Consider the following 17,886-nt stretch of genomic DNA (forward strand, 5'->3'; position numbering starts at 1 on the left):
ACTTATTCGTTTATAATTTATCAATCGATCGTTAAGCTTATACCCAATGTAAATGTACGGGGAACGGGATAAGTAGAGAAGTCAATACCTTGCAGCAAAGCACTTGGCGCATTTCCGTTTTGATCCACACCGGCTTCCGGGTTTCCGTAAGGATATTTTGTAAATGTATACAGGTTCTGGATACTGCCATATACTCTCAGATTACTTATACCTTTAATCCCCGCACAAGGTATATTATAGCCTAATGTCACATTGTTGATTGTTAAATGGCTACCATTGTATACACTTCTGGAATGGTTCAAACGGTCAGGTTCGGTCGATCCTGTTGTTTTACCATATTTCCCGGCTCCGGGATTTTCAGGAGAACGCCATCTGTCTTTAATCTCTTTCAATACATTGAATACACCATCCAGATTCGCAATACCTTCTTCATTCGCCCAAACCTTATTACCATAAGTACCGGATGTCACGATAGATAAATCAAAATTCTTATAAGAGAAATTATTGGTGAAACCGAAAACAAATTTCGGGAACGGGTTTCCTATCTCCGTTTTATCACCATCGACATCCGACCATGTAATCTGGCCATCCCCATTGATATCCTTAAATTTAATCGTACCCACCTGCGAGTCTACCATCTTGGGTGAATTATCGAAATCATGCTGATCGACGTAAACACCTAACTGGATAGGCCCGTAGAACTGTCCGATCCGACCTCCTACTTTTGTAATTGTAGAAACACGTTCTGCATAAGCAACGATCTGATCGCTGTTTCCGGATAAAGACAATACTTTATTATCGCTGAATGCAATATTGAAATTCGTATTCCATTTAAATTCGCCTACGAGGTTTTTTGTATCCAGAGAAAATTCATGTCCCCAGAATTTTAATTCACCGACATTACCCGTAAAACTGGAGAATCCGGACTCCTGAGGAATAGGCAGATTGTAAAGCAATTCGGTTGTACGCTTGTTGTAATAATCGTATGTAAAATTAATACGGTTATTAAGGAAGCCGAAATCAACACCTAAATCCAATTGTTTAGTCGTTTCCCATCCCAGGTTATCATTACCCAGTTGGGTCACGGCCGTACCGCTGGAAGACGTTTCACCAAATACCGTATTAGCACTGCTTACGACATTATAATGAGTATAGTTACCGATATTATTATTACCAACCAATCCGTAACTTCCACGAACCTTCAGGAAAGAAATCGGTTCGATCTTCTGCATAAACTCTTCTTCACTGGCGATCCATCCTAAAGAAACCGACGGGAAATTCCCCCATTTTGTATTCTTACCGAAACGGGAAGAACCATCACGACGGATACTTGCATTCAGCAGATAACGTCCTTTATAATCATAGTTCAAACGAGCCAGATAAGAGATCATACTCCATTCCTGGATATCCATAGAGGGATTATTCTTTACAAGCGCCATATTGATCGTCTGGATGCGGTCGTCCGGGAAACTGGAGCCGGATATTTCAGAATAATCACTACGATATTGCTGAACGGTATAACCACCTAAAATATCGAAGGAATGTTCACCGAGCTGTTTAGCATACGACACTGTATTTTCAGACAGCCACGACCAATAGCGGAATGTCTTGTCCGAAAGATAAGCATTGATCTTACTTGGGGCGGCAGCAAAAGCACGGCCTGCAGTAGACGGCTGGAAATAATGAGTATTGCTATTTCCCAAATCAACACTGATACTTGTTTTTAATTTCAAATCACTGATCGGCTCATATTCCAGATAACCATTGGTCAGCAAGCGATTCCACTGCGATCTGTTCGTTATGTCTTTTGCAGAACGTATCCAGTTCGGAGTTTCAAAAGAGGTTACACCCGGAGTCGTTACCGTAACAGGTAATGAACCGTCTGCCTCTTTCCAGGAAAGAATAGGAGGAGTTAATCTGGCATTATCCAGCAATCCGCCACCACTTCCGAAAAATCCATCAGCAGGAGGAGCATCGTCAAAGCTGAAACTCGGTGCGATATTAAACGCAATCTTAAATTTATCATTGAATTTATATTCATTATTCGCACGGGCGGTAAACCGGTTATAGGCCGAATTATTTACAACACCTTCCTGTCTGAAATAACCCAGAACGATCGAACTTGTAAAATCACCTTTGCTTGCATTGACAGAAACACTATAATCGCCAATCATGGCAGTGCGCAACATCGCATCATACCAATCGTAACCTTCGCCGTATTGCGACGGATTCTTAAAGGCATCAGGAACTTCTATCCCCATATCTTCATAATGTTCTTTCCTGAACTGAGCCCATTCCGTACCATTCATCAGTTCCGGACGCCCATGTTTAGGAACCTGCTGAATACCCATGTAAGCGTTTGCACTTACTTTGGTTTCACCGGCCTTTGCACGTTTGGTTGTAATCAGAATAACACCGAAGGCAGCTCTCGACCCATACAGAGAAGTGGCGGCCGCATCCTTTAAGACCGTCATGCTCTCTATTTCATTCGGGTTAATGTTATTAATATCTCCGACGATAGGGAAACCATCGACTACATAAAGAGGAGTAGATGTAGTAGAAATAGAAGCGGCACCACGGATACGTACATTAACACCCTGTCCCGGTCGTCCCGAACCCTGGCTGATCTGAACACCAGTAACCTGTCCTTGCATTTTCTGAGAGAACTGACCGACAGGCAGCTCGGAAAGATCATCCAATTTTACCGTTTCCATAGAGCCTGTTACACTTCGTTTATTCTGCGTACCATAGGCAACAACTACTACTTCGTCCAAAGTCTTCAGATCTTCTTTTAAAGTGATAGTGAAAGAACTCTTATTGCCAACCAGAGCTTCGTAGCTTGTATAACCGATATAAGAAACTTCCAGGATAGCATCATCGGATGTTTCCAGAGAGAACCGGCCTTCTACGTCGGTCACCGTACCGTTGGTGGTTCCTTTAATCATCACATTAGCACCGATAATAGGAAGTCCGGTTGCATCGACAACTGTTCCTGTTATATTCTTTTTCTGTTGATCGATACCTGGTAAATTCATCTTCAATGTTTTCAGGCTCAACACAATTTGCTTGTCATTTACTTTGTAATCGATATCCGTTCCATCGAACAGCCTATGTAAAACAGATTCGACACTGTTTTCATTTACAGACACTGATACTTTACGATCTACATTGATCAATTTACTATTATATAAGAAATAGTAATCTGATTTCGCTTCTATCTCATTAAGCACTTCTTCCACTGTGGCATTGCGCATTTCCAAAGAGACACGGGCAGACTGGGAATAAAGTGTTTCCGCATGGGCTTGAAACAGAAAACCGGCTAACAAAATTGAAGTGATCCGCATACGCATGGGAATTTTTGGTAATAAGTCACAAGAAGACTTAAATTCTTTCGGAATTAATATTTTCTTCATAAATTCACACTAGATTATGATTAGGTGTAAAAACTTAATTTAAAACGGACTTTGAAAGGTTGGATGTTCAAAGAACGTTTATCTCACAGGCGGGAAAACAGCTTCGTTTTCCCGTTCTTTTTTGGGCTATATTTCTCCTTTTCTCATATACTTTTAAAGTTAACAATTAAACAATATTTATTTCCATATCTCAATATATAGACGAACTGCCCGGAAGAATACCCTACGAAAAAAGTAATCTTTTTTTCAAAAAAATATATTTGCTTTATTTTAAACTGCCCGAACAGCACAAGATTCCCCGAACAGGATATCCGATCTATAATAATCAAGACATCCCATCAATAAAAACTTCACACGAATAATTTACTGAATAAAGTAATTCCAGTTATTTTACTTTGGATAATAAGAATGAATAAGTACCTTTTTCTTCGAGAAGGCATAGTCACCCTGCTGCTCCGGTTCTATGATCTCACAACGGATCGGTGCACTCTTTTCCAGTAAAGAAAGTATTTCAGCCAGTGTCTCCGTAGTAAACGTTGCCGAATAAGAATATCCGAACACTTCTTTTCCCTGTAGTTGAATATCCACATTAAAATGACGGGAAAGTTGCTTGGCAACATCTTCCATCGGTGTTCTGCGGAACATGATCCTACCGTCTTTCCAGGCTGTTTCCATTAATATATTAGCCTTTTGCAAGGTGATATTTTTTTCGTTTCTGGCAAATACAGCCTGCTCACCCGGTTTCAAATGCTTACTCAATTGCAAATCCTCCTGCTCGACACTGATTTGTCCTTTGGCTAAAGTAGCTGTTACATTCGGTTCTTTATCATAAGCCTGTACATTAAACTCCGTTCCGTAAGCACTCACGGTTACGCCATCCGAGGTTTGTACATCAAAACGATGGGAAGCGTCCGATTCTACTTTAAAATAAGCCTCTCCCGATAAGTAAACCTGACGTTTTCCAACAAACCGGTTGGGATATACTAGTTTAGAACCGGAATTTAGCCAAACCTCCGAACCGTCGGACAAAACAACCTTTGAGACAACTCCATAAGCTGCTACCAGTTCCACTTGTTCGACCGGCAAAGATTTCCATTGTTCTAAATGATAATACAAGTAACCAGAAAGGATCAACAGCGGTAATAATAATATTGCAGCAGAAGTTCGTATGAACTGCCCCAGACGCACTTTCCAGCGATCGTTCCTGATACGCTTATGTAGTTCTGTCCAGTTCCGATCCACATTTATTTTTTTCTGTGCCATCAGTCTGTCAGAAAGTTCAAGGATAGATTTCATATCTGTATCATGCTCTTTCATAACTATCTTCTATTTTTACTATATAGACGAACAACCTACCCATATACCCTATGCCTCAATAAAGAAATCCGATAAAAAAAGGCAAATAATCCTTCAGCTCCACCCGAAGATGCTTCAAAGCCTTGGTCATATAGGACTCAACCGTTTTTACCGAAATATTTTTCTCTTCGGCTATCTCCGTATATGTTTTCCCGTCAAAACGATTACTCCGGAAGGTGGAAGATATCTGCTCCGGCAATTTATCTAAAGCCAGGTTAAGAAGGTATTCCAGTTCCACAGTCGTATACAGATCGGAAGTATCCTCTTCCGGCTCTTCCATGAACTTCTCTTCCCAACGCTTCTCGACAGCCTGTTTCCGCAACCAATCCAGACAACTGTTCCTCACGGTAGTCAATAAAAAGTTACGGGCTGAAACATGTATATCCAGACTCTTCCTATTCTTCCATATCCGAAAAAAGGTATCCTGCACAATATCTTCACAGGTTGCTTTATCTTCTACATACCGGTAAGCAAACACACATAAAGGAGAGAAAAAATCGTAGAATAATAGCCGGAAAGCTTCCTCGTCATCTGAAAAGGAAATTCGCCGGAACAATTCATCCGTTCTATCTGCTTTTATTGCACCCATCCTCGTGTAAGTATCATTTATTTATATTCCCTATTTCAATGGAATAGTATACGATTTCGTCCTTCCGTATCCGGTCAGCACAAGTCCGTTCTCATAAATATCCACCACACCAAAAGCATTTTTAGACTCTGTTTCAATCATACCTTCTGTCGTTATGCAGGGAATATTTTTATAATAGGCAAAAGCCCCGGTATGATGATGACCGCTGATCACACATTTCACACAGGAGAAATCGGCGATGGTATCCAGTATCTCCTGATCGTTCAATGCGGTAAATTCTGTAGCAGGATAAATCGGATTATGCGAAAGCACCAGTACTTTCATGCCGTTTTTCTGTGCCTCTTGCAACTGGTCTTTCAGCCATTGCAGTTGTTTGCTACTGATACCGCCGTTCCAATCCTGGTCATTATTACGTTTGGATGATTTAATACGATCCAGCATAACCGGCAGTTCAGCCTCTTTCCAGGTGCCTTTTATATTGGAATAAGAGGCGATTTCATTGGTATTCAACATAATAAAAAGCCAGTCTCCTTTCTTAAAGGAATAATACTCTGCGGGCATATCCAACTTGTTAAACAGGTCTCCATTATTTGTAAAACCTTTGTAATCGTGGTTGCCCGTCGTATGATAAACAGGAGCATCCAGTTTCTTCAGCAAATCGACCACCGGATCTATGTCAGCAGGGCTTCTGTCTACTATATCACCCAGATTAATCGTAAACTGCACTTTCTCTTCATTTAAACTATCTATGCAGGAAGTTAGTTTCTCCAAAGAGTTTCTGTAATAGCGATCCCCATGCGTATCACAATCGCCATACTGAATATCAGCAATCAGACCAAAACGGATCAGAGGAGAAGTGTCTTGACTAAACATACGTGTTGCAGAAAAACTGGTTAACAAAACAAAGAGAACTATTAGATATCTGAGATTTTTCATATAATGAGTAATTAACAGGTTCTATACTCTGACAAATGTATTACTATTTTCAGAAAAAGAAAAAATATCGCTTACTATTATCTATTTGTCATTTTGATAATTTACCTGCCGGAGATTACTCTATTCTGCCCCGTTACACACAACGGTTATAAATAAAGCACTCACAAAGACATTGTATTTATCAAAAAGAAACAATCAGCTAATAAATCCAAGCCACAAAACAACAAAACAGCTTATTTACCATCTTATCATCTACATTTCATAAATATATTGCTCATATAGACTACTTGAAAACAGCTATCCATCCAAGCAATATAGAGAAAAACATGCTCTACGGCATATACTTATCTTACAAAAAGTGCTTATTTCATGAAAAAAAGCCCCCTTATTTACATTTGTTAAGTCCAGTCTTTTGCCAAAAAAGGTCCGGACTTTTATAAATTTTCTTCCGGACCTTTTTCAAAAAACACCCGAATGAAATTTTTCAAGGCCTGTGGAAGGTTCAAACGTTAATGTTTGTAACAATATCAAACCCGAATGCAGCTTTTTAATACCTTTGCCCGTCACTAAAAAAGAGAATACAAGCATATTTTATCACGTATTATTAACTATACATGTCTTTGTGTCATTTTCAACATAAATAAAAAAAAGCTGTTATAATGATAGGGGTTTTCAAAATATTTCTGTCATACAGATAAAAATTAAAAATAAGACTGATATGAAATACATATTATTCATTGCTATGGATTTGGCAGTATATCCTTTCCTGCTATTACTCTTTATAGCTAAAAGTATATTTAGTAAAATACAACCGACACATTAAAACGGCATTTCTTATTTCCCCGATTATTCGTACCTTTGTTCTATCAACTTAACAAGGAGCGTTCATGTACTTCAAAGATATAATCGGTCAGGAAGAGATTAAGAAACAATTAATACACTCAGCTCAGACAGGAGTTGTTCCTCACGCTCAACTCTTTACGGAACAGGGCGGTGCAGGTGCCTTTCCTTTGGCGTTGGCTTATGCCCGTTATCTGAATTGTACGCATCGCACAGAGAACGATGCCTGCGGGCAATGTCCTTCCTGCTTGAAGTATAACGAACTAGCTCACCCCGACTTACACTTCGTATTCCCTATCGTAGCAAAAAAAGAGAAGAAAAAGGAAGTATGCGACGATTACCTGACCGAATGGAGAGGTTTTCTGAAAGGCCGCCCTTATTTCAACATAGACGGATGGCTGGATTATATCGAAGCTGGTAACTCGCAGGCGTTGATCTATTCGAAGGAAAGTGACGAGATCATCCGTAAACTGAACCTCAAGATATACGAAGCTACTTACCGCATCCTGCTGGTCTGGCTACCGGAAAAGTTACATCCTACCTGTGCCAATAAGTTATTAAAAGTGATAGAAGAACCGCCTTTGAATACGGTTATCCTGATGGTATCCGAATTGCCCGACCAGATATTGGGAACGATCCTGTCGCGTGCACAGCGGATCAATGTCCGTTCCATCCATCCGGAAGCGATCACCGCTGCTATGGTCACACAGTTCGGACTGGCTCCTGACGATGCCAAACATGTAGCTCACCTGGCTAATGGCAGTTATCTGAAGGCTGTCGAAGCAATCAGCCTGAGCGAAGAAAACAGTTTCTATCTGGAACAGTTCAAAACAATGATGCGTAACTCATGGGCACGCAACGTAAAAGGAATGAAAGCGATGGGTGATGTGCTCGCCAGCATCGGACGTGAACGACAGAAGAACTTCCTGCAATATTGCCAACATCTGATCCGTGAGAATTTCATGTACCGCTTCCAGTCACCCGACCTCAATTATATGAATCTGGACGAAGCGGGATTCGCCACCAAGTTCGCCCCCTACGTGAACGAACGGAATGTATTCGATATCATGGAAGAACTGGCTAAAGCGGAACGCCATATCACACAGAACGTAAATGCCAAAATGGTATTCTTCGATCTGTCTCTCAGGCTTACGGTGTTGATAAAGAGATAATATCCTTATATCTTCTTATTCCGCCAATTCCCTTTCCAGAGATAGAAGAATGAGATCAGCAGCATCCCGTTGTAAGCAAATTCCGTCGTCCAGCAAACGGCAACATCAGCCATCAGCCAGACTCCAATAAAATAGGTATAAGCCACATATACGAAGATACTTGCCATATCGATCAACAAGGCCGATTGTGTATTTCCGGTGCCCGACACACTAAAGAAATAGATAAAAGCCGGAACAGCCAGTAGATAAGAAGAAAGCATCACCCATAGAGAAGGGATAGAACTCTGTATCAAATCCGGATTATCCGTATATATCCTTAAAACCAGATCCGGGAATAAGGCGAGCAGTGCACTTATAGGCAACACAAAGAAATAACACAGCCGTATCATACGTCCACATAATCCCATCACCTGATCAGATTTCCCCTGGCCGATCAAATTACTGACCAACGAGCTTGAAGTAGAAGCAAACGCATTGACAAACATAAACAGGAAAGAAGATATACTACGCACCACATTCGTAATAGCCAACGGCCGTTCCCCCTGATGTTCCATCACGACAAAGAAGATGAACCAACCGATAAATGCAATGCCATGCTGCACCATAATCCAGATAGATACATTTAATATCTGTTTCAACATCCGGAAATCGATCCCGGTGAAACTGAACATGGCATATTTCTTATAATCGATTTTCTTCCATGTATAAATAATAAAGAACAGCACCGATACAGCTTCCGAGATAGAGGAAGCAATAGCTGCTCCGGCAATCCCTAAGGCCGGAAATCCGAATTTACCGAATATCAGGACATAATTCAGCATCACATTCGTCAGCACCATTACTACAGAGTTGGCTGTCAGTATCTTCGTCTTGGTTATACCCACATAGAAAGCCCTGAACATCACTGCCACGAATGAGAAGAAGAAACCGTAAACACGCCAATCGATATAACTCATCGTCGCATGATACACGTCATCCGAACCGATCAGCTTCCGCAAGATAACGGGAGAATAGAAATGGGATACTGTAAATAAAGTAGCGGCAAGCAGTAACAGGAAAAGCGAACCTTGCATAAATACCGGGCCGATCCGTGTATAATCATGTGCCCCGTTCCTTCGTGCCATCAAGACCTGCGCCCCGACACTAAAGCCGAACCCCAGCATATAAATAACCAGATAATAGACTCCGGCCAATGCCGACGCACCAAGTTCCACCTCTCCTACCCGTCCCAGGTAAGCCGTATCTGTTAACCCGATCATGTGCTCCATCAGCAAGCTGATAAGTACAGGATAGGTGATTTGCCAAATTTGTTTATTCGTAAATTGCATATTGGATATTCAAAAGGGCTGCAAAGGTAGTAATAAGATACTTTCCATACAATATAACGTATAAATATCCGTTTATCAATTTGTCATACTATAGCGGATAAATCAGATTACTATGGCGACTATTTGGAATTAGTATCACGAGTAATATTTTTTAACGTATTAAAATGACAAGGAAAGAAGAAGATACATAACATAAAGATATAAACGATGAGCCTCAAAATATTCCTGACATTCCTCATGACCGTTTGCTTTTGCAGTTGCAACGGACAAAATACAAATGCCAACAGCATTACCTCTGCCGTACCGATGCCAATCAACCGGTTCGACAAAGAATTGTTCCAATTGATCAATTCGGACGACACAACCCTTAATCAGCAGTTATTAGCCAAATATCCGCAAATGACCGAGATACTGGGTAAAGGCATCCTCAACATGCAGTCGCCGGATCTTCCGGGATTCTTTGCCAAACTCGAAAACTTTTATTCGGAACCAACCTTGAAGAAGCTGTACGGCGATGCCATCCAAAAGTACGACTCCGTAGCAGGGCTGGAACAATCCCTGGGTAATGCCTTTGCCTGGATACACGAAAACTTCCCGGCTATGCAAATACCGGCTTTATATATGCACGTCTCCGGTTTCAACCAGAATGTATTGGTGGGTGACAGTTTATTATCACTGTCCATCGACAAATATATGGGAGAAGATTATCCTTTATATCAGGACTTCTTTTATGACTATCAACGCAGTAAAATGCAACCCTCGCATGTAGTGCCCGATTATGTTGCAGGCTGGTTGATGTCCGAATATCCGTTCGACGGAAAAGAGAATGTACTGCTCGACCGGATGATTTACGAAGGAAAGATAAAATATCTGGTTCTGCTGGCTTTGCCCGAAATGACGCCGGCCAACCTGTTCGGTTATACTGACCAATCATGGGAATGGTGTAAGAATAATGAAGCGAACTTATGGAAAGCGATCGTAGAGCGTAAACATTTATATACCCCCGATCAAATGACGACCATGAAGTATTTCGAAGATATGCCCGCTCATTTCCTGACCAGTGATGCTCCCGGAAATATCGGAAGCTGGATCGGCTTGCAGATCATCACTCAATATATGAATGAAACAAATGCGACTCCCGAAGCACTGATGAGCAACAACAATCCGCAGGAGATTCTGACATTATCGAAGTACAAACCATAGGACATAAAAAAACCGCCCTATTCTCACGAACAAGACGGATAACCTAATCTAACTTAATTCTAATACCATGAAAAACACTATATCTTAATAACAGGACTTGAAGAAAAAAGTTCAACTACCCTGTTTATTTTTATTTCTTTCACAAAATAAAGATCGTGAGATACCAGCAGCACCGTACCATTATAGTCCTTTATTGCTGCTGTTATTATATTAACACTCTGTATATCCAAATTGTTCGTCGGTTCATCCAAAATAAACAAATCGGGTGTACTATTGCTAACCATCAGGCAACAGATCGCCAGGCGCATCTTCTCTCCCCCGCTTAGTTTTGAACAGCTTTTATCCCAGGTACCGACCGGGAAAAGAAAACGGCTCAGTATCATTTTTAACTCATGTTCCGGTTTGGCAAACAGGTTAAATTGCTCCAACTGCTCAAAAACCGTAAGATGAGGTTGCACGATCGAATATTCTTGGTCGATATAGATATATTTAAACTCTGCACGGGTAATAGTTCCTTCCGTTGGTTCCAGTTCTCCCAGGAGCAATTTCAGTAAGGTTGTCTTTCCCGCACCGTTATTTCCGCTGAACCGGATACGGTCGCCGCTTTTTATTTGCAGGTTCAACGGATCTTGCCACAAACGGCTTTCGCCATATCCAAAGTTCACGTCTTTGGCCGTTACCAATATCTTTCCTATATGAAGATCCGGTGAATTAAAATCCGTTTTCATCTGCCGCATATTGGGCAAAGCAGTCTGTATATCCGCAATGGAAGAGCTGATCGCACTCATTTTATCATCGTGTACGTTCTTTAATTTAACGGTACTATTCTCTGCGCCCTCCTTCATGGCCCCCATCATTATCCGGGGAATGCCTTTTTTTACAGCGTTTTTCTCTCCCCTTGAACTCGATTTATTCTTTCTCTCGAGTGCTTCCCTGGCTATCTTCTTTGCCAGACGCAACTCTTTTTCTTTTTCACTTAATTGATTTTGCAAGGCAGCCAGGGCTTGTTCCTTCTGTTCCTTGTAGAATTCATAATTACCGCCATAGAGCGAAATGGTGCTTCTGTCCAGTTCGCAGGTATAAGGCAGCAGGTTCAATAAAGTCCTGTCGTGGCTCACGATAAGCATTGTGGCACGGCTCGACTCAATGAAACCGTATAACTTATTTCTGCTTCCGGTATCCAGATGGTTGGTCGGTTCATCCATCAGGATAATTTCCGGAGAATGGATTTGCAGGCCGGACAGAAATACTTTTGTCTTTTCACCGCCGCTAAGCGTACACATGGGCTGATCCAACCGGATATGCTGCAATCCCCAAAAGGAAAGAGCCGCCAGACAACGTTCCTCGATATTCCAGTCATCATCCAGAGCGGTAAAATTTCCGACAGATGCATCCCCGGCAATAATGGCCTGTAAGGCTTTAATTTTAGACTCTACCTGTAAGGCCTGCATAACCGTCAACTGATCGTATTGCCCGAAATGCTGGGGCACATAATAAGGTTGGGAAGAACAAACGACCTCGCCCGAAACAGGTTTCAAACCTCCTTCAATAATACGTAGCAAAGTAGATTTACCGGAACCGTTATTTCCGACCAATGAGACTTGTTCCCCTTTATTTACCGTCAAATTAATATTCTGAAACAGTGGTTCTTTATCCGCATGGATATAGCTAAGCTGCTGTACTGATATGCACATAGACTAATTGCTTTAAAAATGTTAGAAACTAAAGTGGATTAAAAACGTGCCTGAGAGTGGCACTCAGATAGCCGGGAAGGTATATAAGGAAAAGGTAATATAAACAATGGGGGTGAAACCATTTTAAGGCACCTCTTAATTAGTATGTAAACCGGCTTTACTTAAGATATTTTCATCGGAGTATTTATAAAATTATGCGGCAAAGATAAGAATACTTTTTGTATATATCCAAATATTATGCAAATTCAATCTAAAACTATGTTTGCCTCCCACCCTCCCCTTTATTAGTCTGTCAGGGACGGAAAAACGGTAACCGCTTATCTTCTTCAGCAAATAAAATGGCTGTTTTCACCAATGCCAGATGAGAATAAGCCTGCGGGAAATTCCCCAATTGTTCTTTTGTATCGAAGTCGATATCTTCACTGAACAATCCCAAATGGTTCGAATATTTCAGTATCTCATCAAACAAAAGCCTGGCCTCATCTTTCCGTCCGGTAACAAACAAGGCTTGTATCAGCCAGAACGTACAGATCGTAAAAGCAGAGGAAGGCATACCGAAATCATCCGCACTATTATAGCGATACATCAGTCCTTTATGGAAAAGAGCCTTTTTCACGGCATCAACAGTCTTAATATACCGTACATCATCCGCCTGAATAAACCCGTAAGGCTCCATCAATAACAGAGACGAATCCAATGCCAGGTTATCATACGTCTGGGAGAAACTCTGTATCTCCTCTTTCCAACCCTGTTCAAACACGTCTTTCCGTATTTCATCCGCTTCCTTTTGCCAGAGTTCGCAATAACCGGGTTTATCCAATAAAGAAGCAATCCGGACTCCACGATCCAAAGCCACCCAGCACATCACCTTCGAGGATACGAAGTGACGGCTCTCCCCTCTGATCTCCCAGATACCTTTATCCGGCTTCCTCCAATCGTCCGTCACCATAGAAAGGATGCTTTTCACCATTTCCCACATATCTTCTATTTCATCCAACGTTCCGGGCATCAAACGATAATACTGGTAGATCAGATCCATCAGGTAACCGAACGAATCATTCTGCCGTTGATGGTAAGCGTCGTTGCCGATCCTTACCGGCCCGGAGTTTTTATAGCCGGACAGATGGGATAAGATTGTCTCTGTCAATAACCGTTCTCCCCGGATGCCATACATAATCTGATAGGACTCATGACGGGCAACAAAGGTAGATTGTATGAAACGCATAAAACGTTTAGCCGCCCCTGCATGGCCGATTTGGAATAAGGTTTCGATTGACATGGATGCATCCCTCAGCCAGCAGAAGCGGTAATCCCAGTTACGCACGTCCCCGATCGTTTCCGGAAGACTGGTGGTAAGAGCTGCCAGAACAGCTCCGTTATAGTACGACATCAACTTCAGTATCAACAGACTGCGTTCGATGACTTCGTTATATAAGGTATATTTCTTTGTCCGGTTCGTCCAGTTCAACCAATAAACAAGCGTACGGCAATATTCCAGTTTTTCCCGTTCGATATCGATCGGTATCACCTTTTCATTATAAGAAAGAAGGAAGAATTCATCCTTTTCAAGGACGATCTCCTTCTGCTCGACAATATGCATTAAGGGTATGGAAGAATACAAATATTGACGGTCTTTGTTTTCAAAACAACAATAGGTTTCAAGATATTGCGAAGTCATGTTATAAACGACCTTTCCCCGGGCATAGTTCGGGGCCGGATTGTAATCCACCTTAAAACGGGGAGCGCCTTTTACCGGATGGATATACCGGTAAAGTTCTGCCGGAAGATAATGTTCATTGTCTCTCGAACGGTAACAAGGCATAAAATCCAAGACCACAAACTCATCCGTTTCGGAATAAAAACGGGTTTGCAGGATATTGGTATGAGGCATGTACGATTGTGATATCTGATAACTTTTATCCACTTCAAACCCGAAGTTTCCACCTTTCTCCCTGTCGAGCAGAGAGGCAAAAACAGACGGGGAGTCAAAATCAGGCAAACACAACCATTCGATGTTTCCCGTTTCCGAGATAAGAGCTGCCGTACGGCAATTACCTATAACTCCATAATTCAGATTATTCATATCGATTGTTTTATATTATTACTCAGTAATCCTTTGAAAAAGCCAAAAGCCGATTTGATACGGTCTTTTACATTTTTCTTCTTCTCTACCACATGGCGGTCGATAATACTTTGCAGAAACGGTAAGACCTCCGCCTGCGAAGTCAGATTGTAATTCGCTACATCCGACACATTACCGACCTTGATTGTTACCGAATTACCCGGCAAGGCACGAAACATATCCTCATCCGTCGTATCATCCCCGATCGCCAGTATGAAATCATAATGCCGTTGCCGCATCAGCCGGTTTACTTCAGAACCTTTATTATAATCAGGAGATTTGATCTCTACGACTTTATCTCCCTGCATAATTTGCAGATGGAGAGGCATGCAGATGGAAACCAAAGCATTGACCAACTGCTGCGCCCGCAACGAACCGAGCCAAACATCGCATTCCCGGTAATGCCATGCCAAAGCAGTTTCTTTTATTTCCAGACGGGCACGGGGAGTCTTTTCCACAAACTTGTGCAAGACAGACAATAAACCGTCATCCCAGACTTCCTTTTTCCTTATGTTCTTATGCCACATCCCATCCTCTTTATAGAATGCACCATGTTCAGCGGCGAAAGAAACAGGCAAACTTCCCAGCCATTTATCCAAAGTGAGATGATCCCGTCCGCTATTGATGACAATATGGTTGGCCGGATCATCCGAGAGATCTTTTAAGAATGCAAGCAGTTCCCCAGTAGGACAGGCCTCTTCGGGACGAGCTTCAAGAGCTGCCAACGTACCGTCATAATCGAAAAGGAGTAAACGTTCGCGGGTTTCACGATAAGCCCTGCGGATCGTCTCCACCGTTCGGGCAGATATGAGTTTGCGGCGAAGCTGTTGGTTTTTCAATCCGGTGTCGTTCAATTCGTTTACAAAATCTCCCGCCCATTTGTTTACCGTCTGTACCGAAATAATCTCCTGCATACGTTGCAAACGCATTCTCTGTTCATCTTCCGGCATTTCCAATGCCCGGCAAATAGCTTCATCTATCTGTTCGGCATCATTGGGGTTGATCAGCAATGCATCCGTCATTTCTACTGCGGCACCCGCCATTTCACTTAATATCAGGACACCGGTGGTATCAGATTTCGTTGCCACATATTCCTTAGCCACCAGGTTCATACCGTCACGCAAAGGAGTAACCAGTGCCACATCGGCTACATAATACATTGCTGTCAGTTCTTCCAGTGAGAAACTATGATAAAAATAACAAACGGGCGTCCAGTCCATCGTCGAATAACGTCCGTTGATCGAACCGATCTCCTCATCTATTTTCGTCTTCAGTGTCGCATAACTTCCTACATGGTCGCGGGACGGGACGATGACCATCGCCAGGGTCACTTTTCCGTGATACTCGGGATGCTTTTTGAGAAAAGAGGAAAATCCCCATAACCGGTGTAAGATACCTTTGCTGTAATCCAGCCGGTCGACAGACAAGATCAGTTTATTATTCCCGAACTGTTTACGGGTACGGTCGATAGCCGACCTGACTTCCGGCTTACGGAAAGCTTCATGGTACAGTTCATAATTAATGCCCATCGGCAATGCATCCACCCGGACAATACGGTTACCCAACTGTATTTCATCCAGTTTGAAGTCGATACGAAGTACGCGTTCCACGGCACTGATAAAATGCCGCATATAGTCATGTGTATGGAAAGCGATAAAATCCGCACCCAGCAATCCGTTTAATATCTCCGCCCGTTCCGGCAAAATACGGAATAACTCATAGGAAGGAAAAGGAATATGGTGGAAATAGCCGATATTTAGTTCCGGACAAGCCTTCCGCAACATCGCAGGAAGCAGCATCAACTGATAATCCTGTATCCATACCTTGTCACCGGGCTTTACCCAACGGCATATCTCATCACAAAAAAGCTGATTAACCTCCTGATAGGATTGCCAGAAACTATTCTTATAAAGGGTATATACGAAGAAATAATGGCACAAAGGCCAGATCGTACTATTGCTATATCCTTCATAATACTTCTCGATATGCGAACCGGATAAAAAGACCGGGTGAAAGTTCATTTCTTCCAGTTTAGCACTAATCTCCTGCTTTTCCTCCGGTTTGTCCACACATATTCCCGGCCATCCTATCCAATGTTTCTCACAGGAAGTCTGAAGAGAATCCAAACCGGTTGCCAATCCGCCTTCGCTCCGGGATAATGCGAAGGTTCCATTCTGATTGGTTACTTTAACCGGTAATCTGTTTGATATTATATAGAGTTTCATACAGATTACAGGGCAAAGGGTATGCCAGAAGAACTTGTTCTGTTTATACAACTTGATAATCAGCATACAACAAGAATACAACACGACATATACAGATTGGTTTCCCTTTCAAAATGGAGTTGTCTTTTTCATTTTGAAAGGGGGGATTAAGAATATTCGTGTGTATCATTAAGGATTGTGACCGAAAACATATGAATGCAATTACTTTGCTGATAATATCTATCGATGAGCCAATAGATAAAATGAATGGAGAAATCAGATCCGTTTCCCGTTATTATTATAAATTTGTAAACATACAATAAGAACATAACAAAAAGAAAAAGGTAATTATGAGTAGATTATACATTCTGTTGTGCCTGTTGCTTTGTTCCGGTATTTTATCGGCACAATCACCGGACAGCAATTCCGAGAAGATAACCATGCGAGGTAAACCTGTCACCTTATTAGGCACAAAGGCTTATGTAGGTGAAGCAGCTCCTGATTTTACAGGGATAGACGGGAAGATGAAAGAAGTAAAGTTATCCGACTTCAAAGGGAAAGTTGTTATACTGTCCGTATTCCCGTCGGTCGATACAAAGGTTTGTGCCGCCCAGACGAGGAAGTTTAACGAAGAGGCTTCCGGTTTAGGAGAGGATGTGGTTGTACTCACCCTGTCGAAAGATTTACCGTTTGCCCTGGAACGTTTCTGTGCTGCGGAAGGTATCGACCGTATTTATACGCTGTCGGATTACAAGGAAAGCGAGTTCGGTATGAATTACGGTTTTCTTATGAAGGAAAATAAATTGCTTGCCCGTGGTGTGGTTGTGGTCGGTAAAGACGGCAAAATATCTTATGTACAGTATGTAAAAGAGATCGGACAGGAACCGGATTATAAAGCGGCTATAGCAGCAGCGAAGAAGGCGAAGTAAACAAAAGAGTCATGCTCATATAAGTTCCATCTGGTTTCATGCTGAAGAAACGATTGTTTCACCATAGAGAAACTTTTGTTTCATAGGCATGAAACTTTTG

General features: G+C 41.9%; 11 protein-coding genes. 3 read left to right on the forward strand and 8 right to left on the reverse strand.

What is annotated here, in order from left to right:
• Nucleotides 1–20 precede the first annotated feature (20 nt).
• The 4 genes from HMPREF1212_RS14225 to HMPREF1212_RS14240 form a co-directional block, all read right to left on the reverse strand.
• Complete coding sequence (locus HMPREF1212_RS14225) at nt 21–3,413, reverse strand: TonB-dependent receptor (protein ID WP_046149803.1); 3,393 nt, start codon at nt 3,411–3,413, stop codon at nt 21–23.
• A 390-nt stretch (nt 3,414–3,803) separates the two neighbouring features.
• Complete coding sequence (locus HMPREF1212_RS14230) at nt 3,804–4,730, reverse strand: FecR family protein (protein WP_052725004.1); 927 nt, start codon at nt 4,728–4,730, stop codon at nt 3,804–3,806.
• Between the two features lie 55 nt (nt 4,731–4,785).
• Nucleotides 4,786–5,358 carry an RNA polymerase sigma-70 factor gene (locus HMPREF1212_RS14235; protein ID WP_046149804.1) on the reverse strand — a complete coding sequence of 191 codons (573 nt, stop codon included), beginning with the start codon at nt 5,356–5,358 and terminating at the stop codon, nt 4,786–4,788.
• A gap of 30 nt (nt 5,359–5,388) precedes the next feature.
• Entirely contained in the window at nt 5,389–6,231 is an 843-nt protein-coding gene (locus tag HMPREF1212_RS14240; protein ID WP_232430102.1) for a metallophosphoesterase, read from the reverse strand.
• Between the two features lie 950 nt (nt 6,232–7,181).
• On the opposite strand from HMPREF1212_RS14240, the gene HMPREF1212_RS14245 reads away from it, so the two are divergent.
• Nucleotides 7,182–8,306 (forward strand): DNA polymerase III subunit, encoded by a 1,125-nt coding sequence (locus tag HMPREF1212_RS14245; RefSeq protein ID WP_046149806.1) that lies wholly within the window; start codon nt 7,182–7,184, stop codon nt 8,304–8,306.
• 5 nt (nt 8,307–8,311) lie between these two features.
• Here the strand turns inward: HMPREF1212_RS14245 and HMPREF1212_RS14250 are convergent, their stop codons facing one another.
• Nucleotides 8,312–9,634, reverse strand: a complete 1,323-nt coding sequence (locus tag HMPREF1212_RS14250) for an MATE family efflux transporter (RefSeq protein ID WP_046149807.1) — start codon at nt 9,632–9,634, stop codon at nt 8,312–8,314.
• 207 nt (nt 9,635–9,841) lie between these two features.
• Between HMPREF1212_RS14250 and HMPREF1212_RS14255 the strand changes: the two genes are divergently transcribed.
• The gene (locus tag HMPREF1212_RS14255; protein WP_046149808.1) at nt 9,842–10,837 is read left to right on the forward strand and encodes a gliding motility lipoprotein GldB; all 996 of its coding nucleotides are present in this window, start codon (nt 9,842–9,844) and stop codon (nt 10,835–10,837) included.
• Nucleotides 10,838–10,914: 77 nt separating this feature from the next.
• On the opposite strand, the gene HMPREF1212_RS14260 is transcribed toward HMPREF1212_RS14255, so the two are convergent.
• The 3 genes from HMPREF1212_RS14260 to HMPREF1212_RS14270 all read right to left on the reverse strand — a co-directional run bounded on the left by HMPREF1212_RS14260 (nt 10,915) and on the right by HMPREF1212_RS14270 (nt 16,878).
• Nucleotides 10,915–12,531, reverse strand: a complete 1,617-nt coding sequence (locus HMPREF1212_RS14260; protein WP_046149809.1) for an ABC-F family ATP-binding cassette domain-containing protein — start codon at nt 12,529–12,531, stop codon at nt 10,915–10,917.
• A gap of 292 nt (nt 12,532–12,823) precedes the next feature.
• Nucleotides 12,824–14,614 carry a glycoside hydrolase family 15 protein gene (locus tag HMPREF1212_RS14265; RefSeq protein ID WP_046149810.1) on the reverse strand — a complete coding sequence of 597 codons (1,791 nt, stop codon included), beginning with the start codon at nt 14,612–14,614 and terminating at the stop codon, nt 12,824–12,826.
• Entirely contained in the window at nt 14,611–16,878 is a 2,268-nt protein-coding gene (locus HMPREF1212_RS14270) for a bifunctional alpha,alpha-trehalose-phosphate synthase (UDP-forming)/trehalose-phosphatase (protein ID WP_046150404.1), read from the reverse strand. The genes HMPREF1212_RS14265 and HMPREF1212_RS14270 overlap by 4 nt, the downstream gene beginning before the upstream one ends.
• Before the next feature lie 329 nt (nt 16,879–17,207).
• On the opposite strand from HMPREF1212_RS14270, the gene tpx reads away from it, so the two are divergent.
• Entirely contained in the window at nt 17,208–17,786 is a 579-nt protein-coding gene (gene tpx, locus HMPREF1212_RS14275; RefSeq protein WP_082099887.1) for a thiol peroxidase, read from the forward strand.
• Nucleotides 17,787–17,886: the final 100 nt, after the last annotated feature.

It is taken from the genome of Parabacteroides sp. HGS0025 (assembly GCF_000969845.1).
Classification (GTDB): Bacteria; Bacteroidota; Bacteroidia; order Bacteroidales; family Tannerellaceae; genus Parabacteroides; species Parabacteroides gordonii.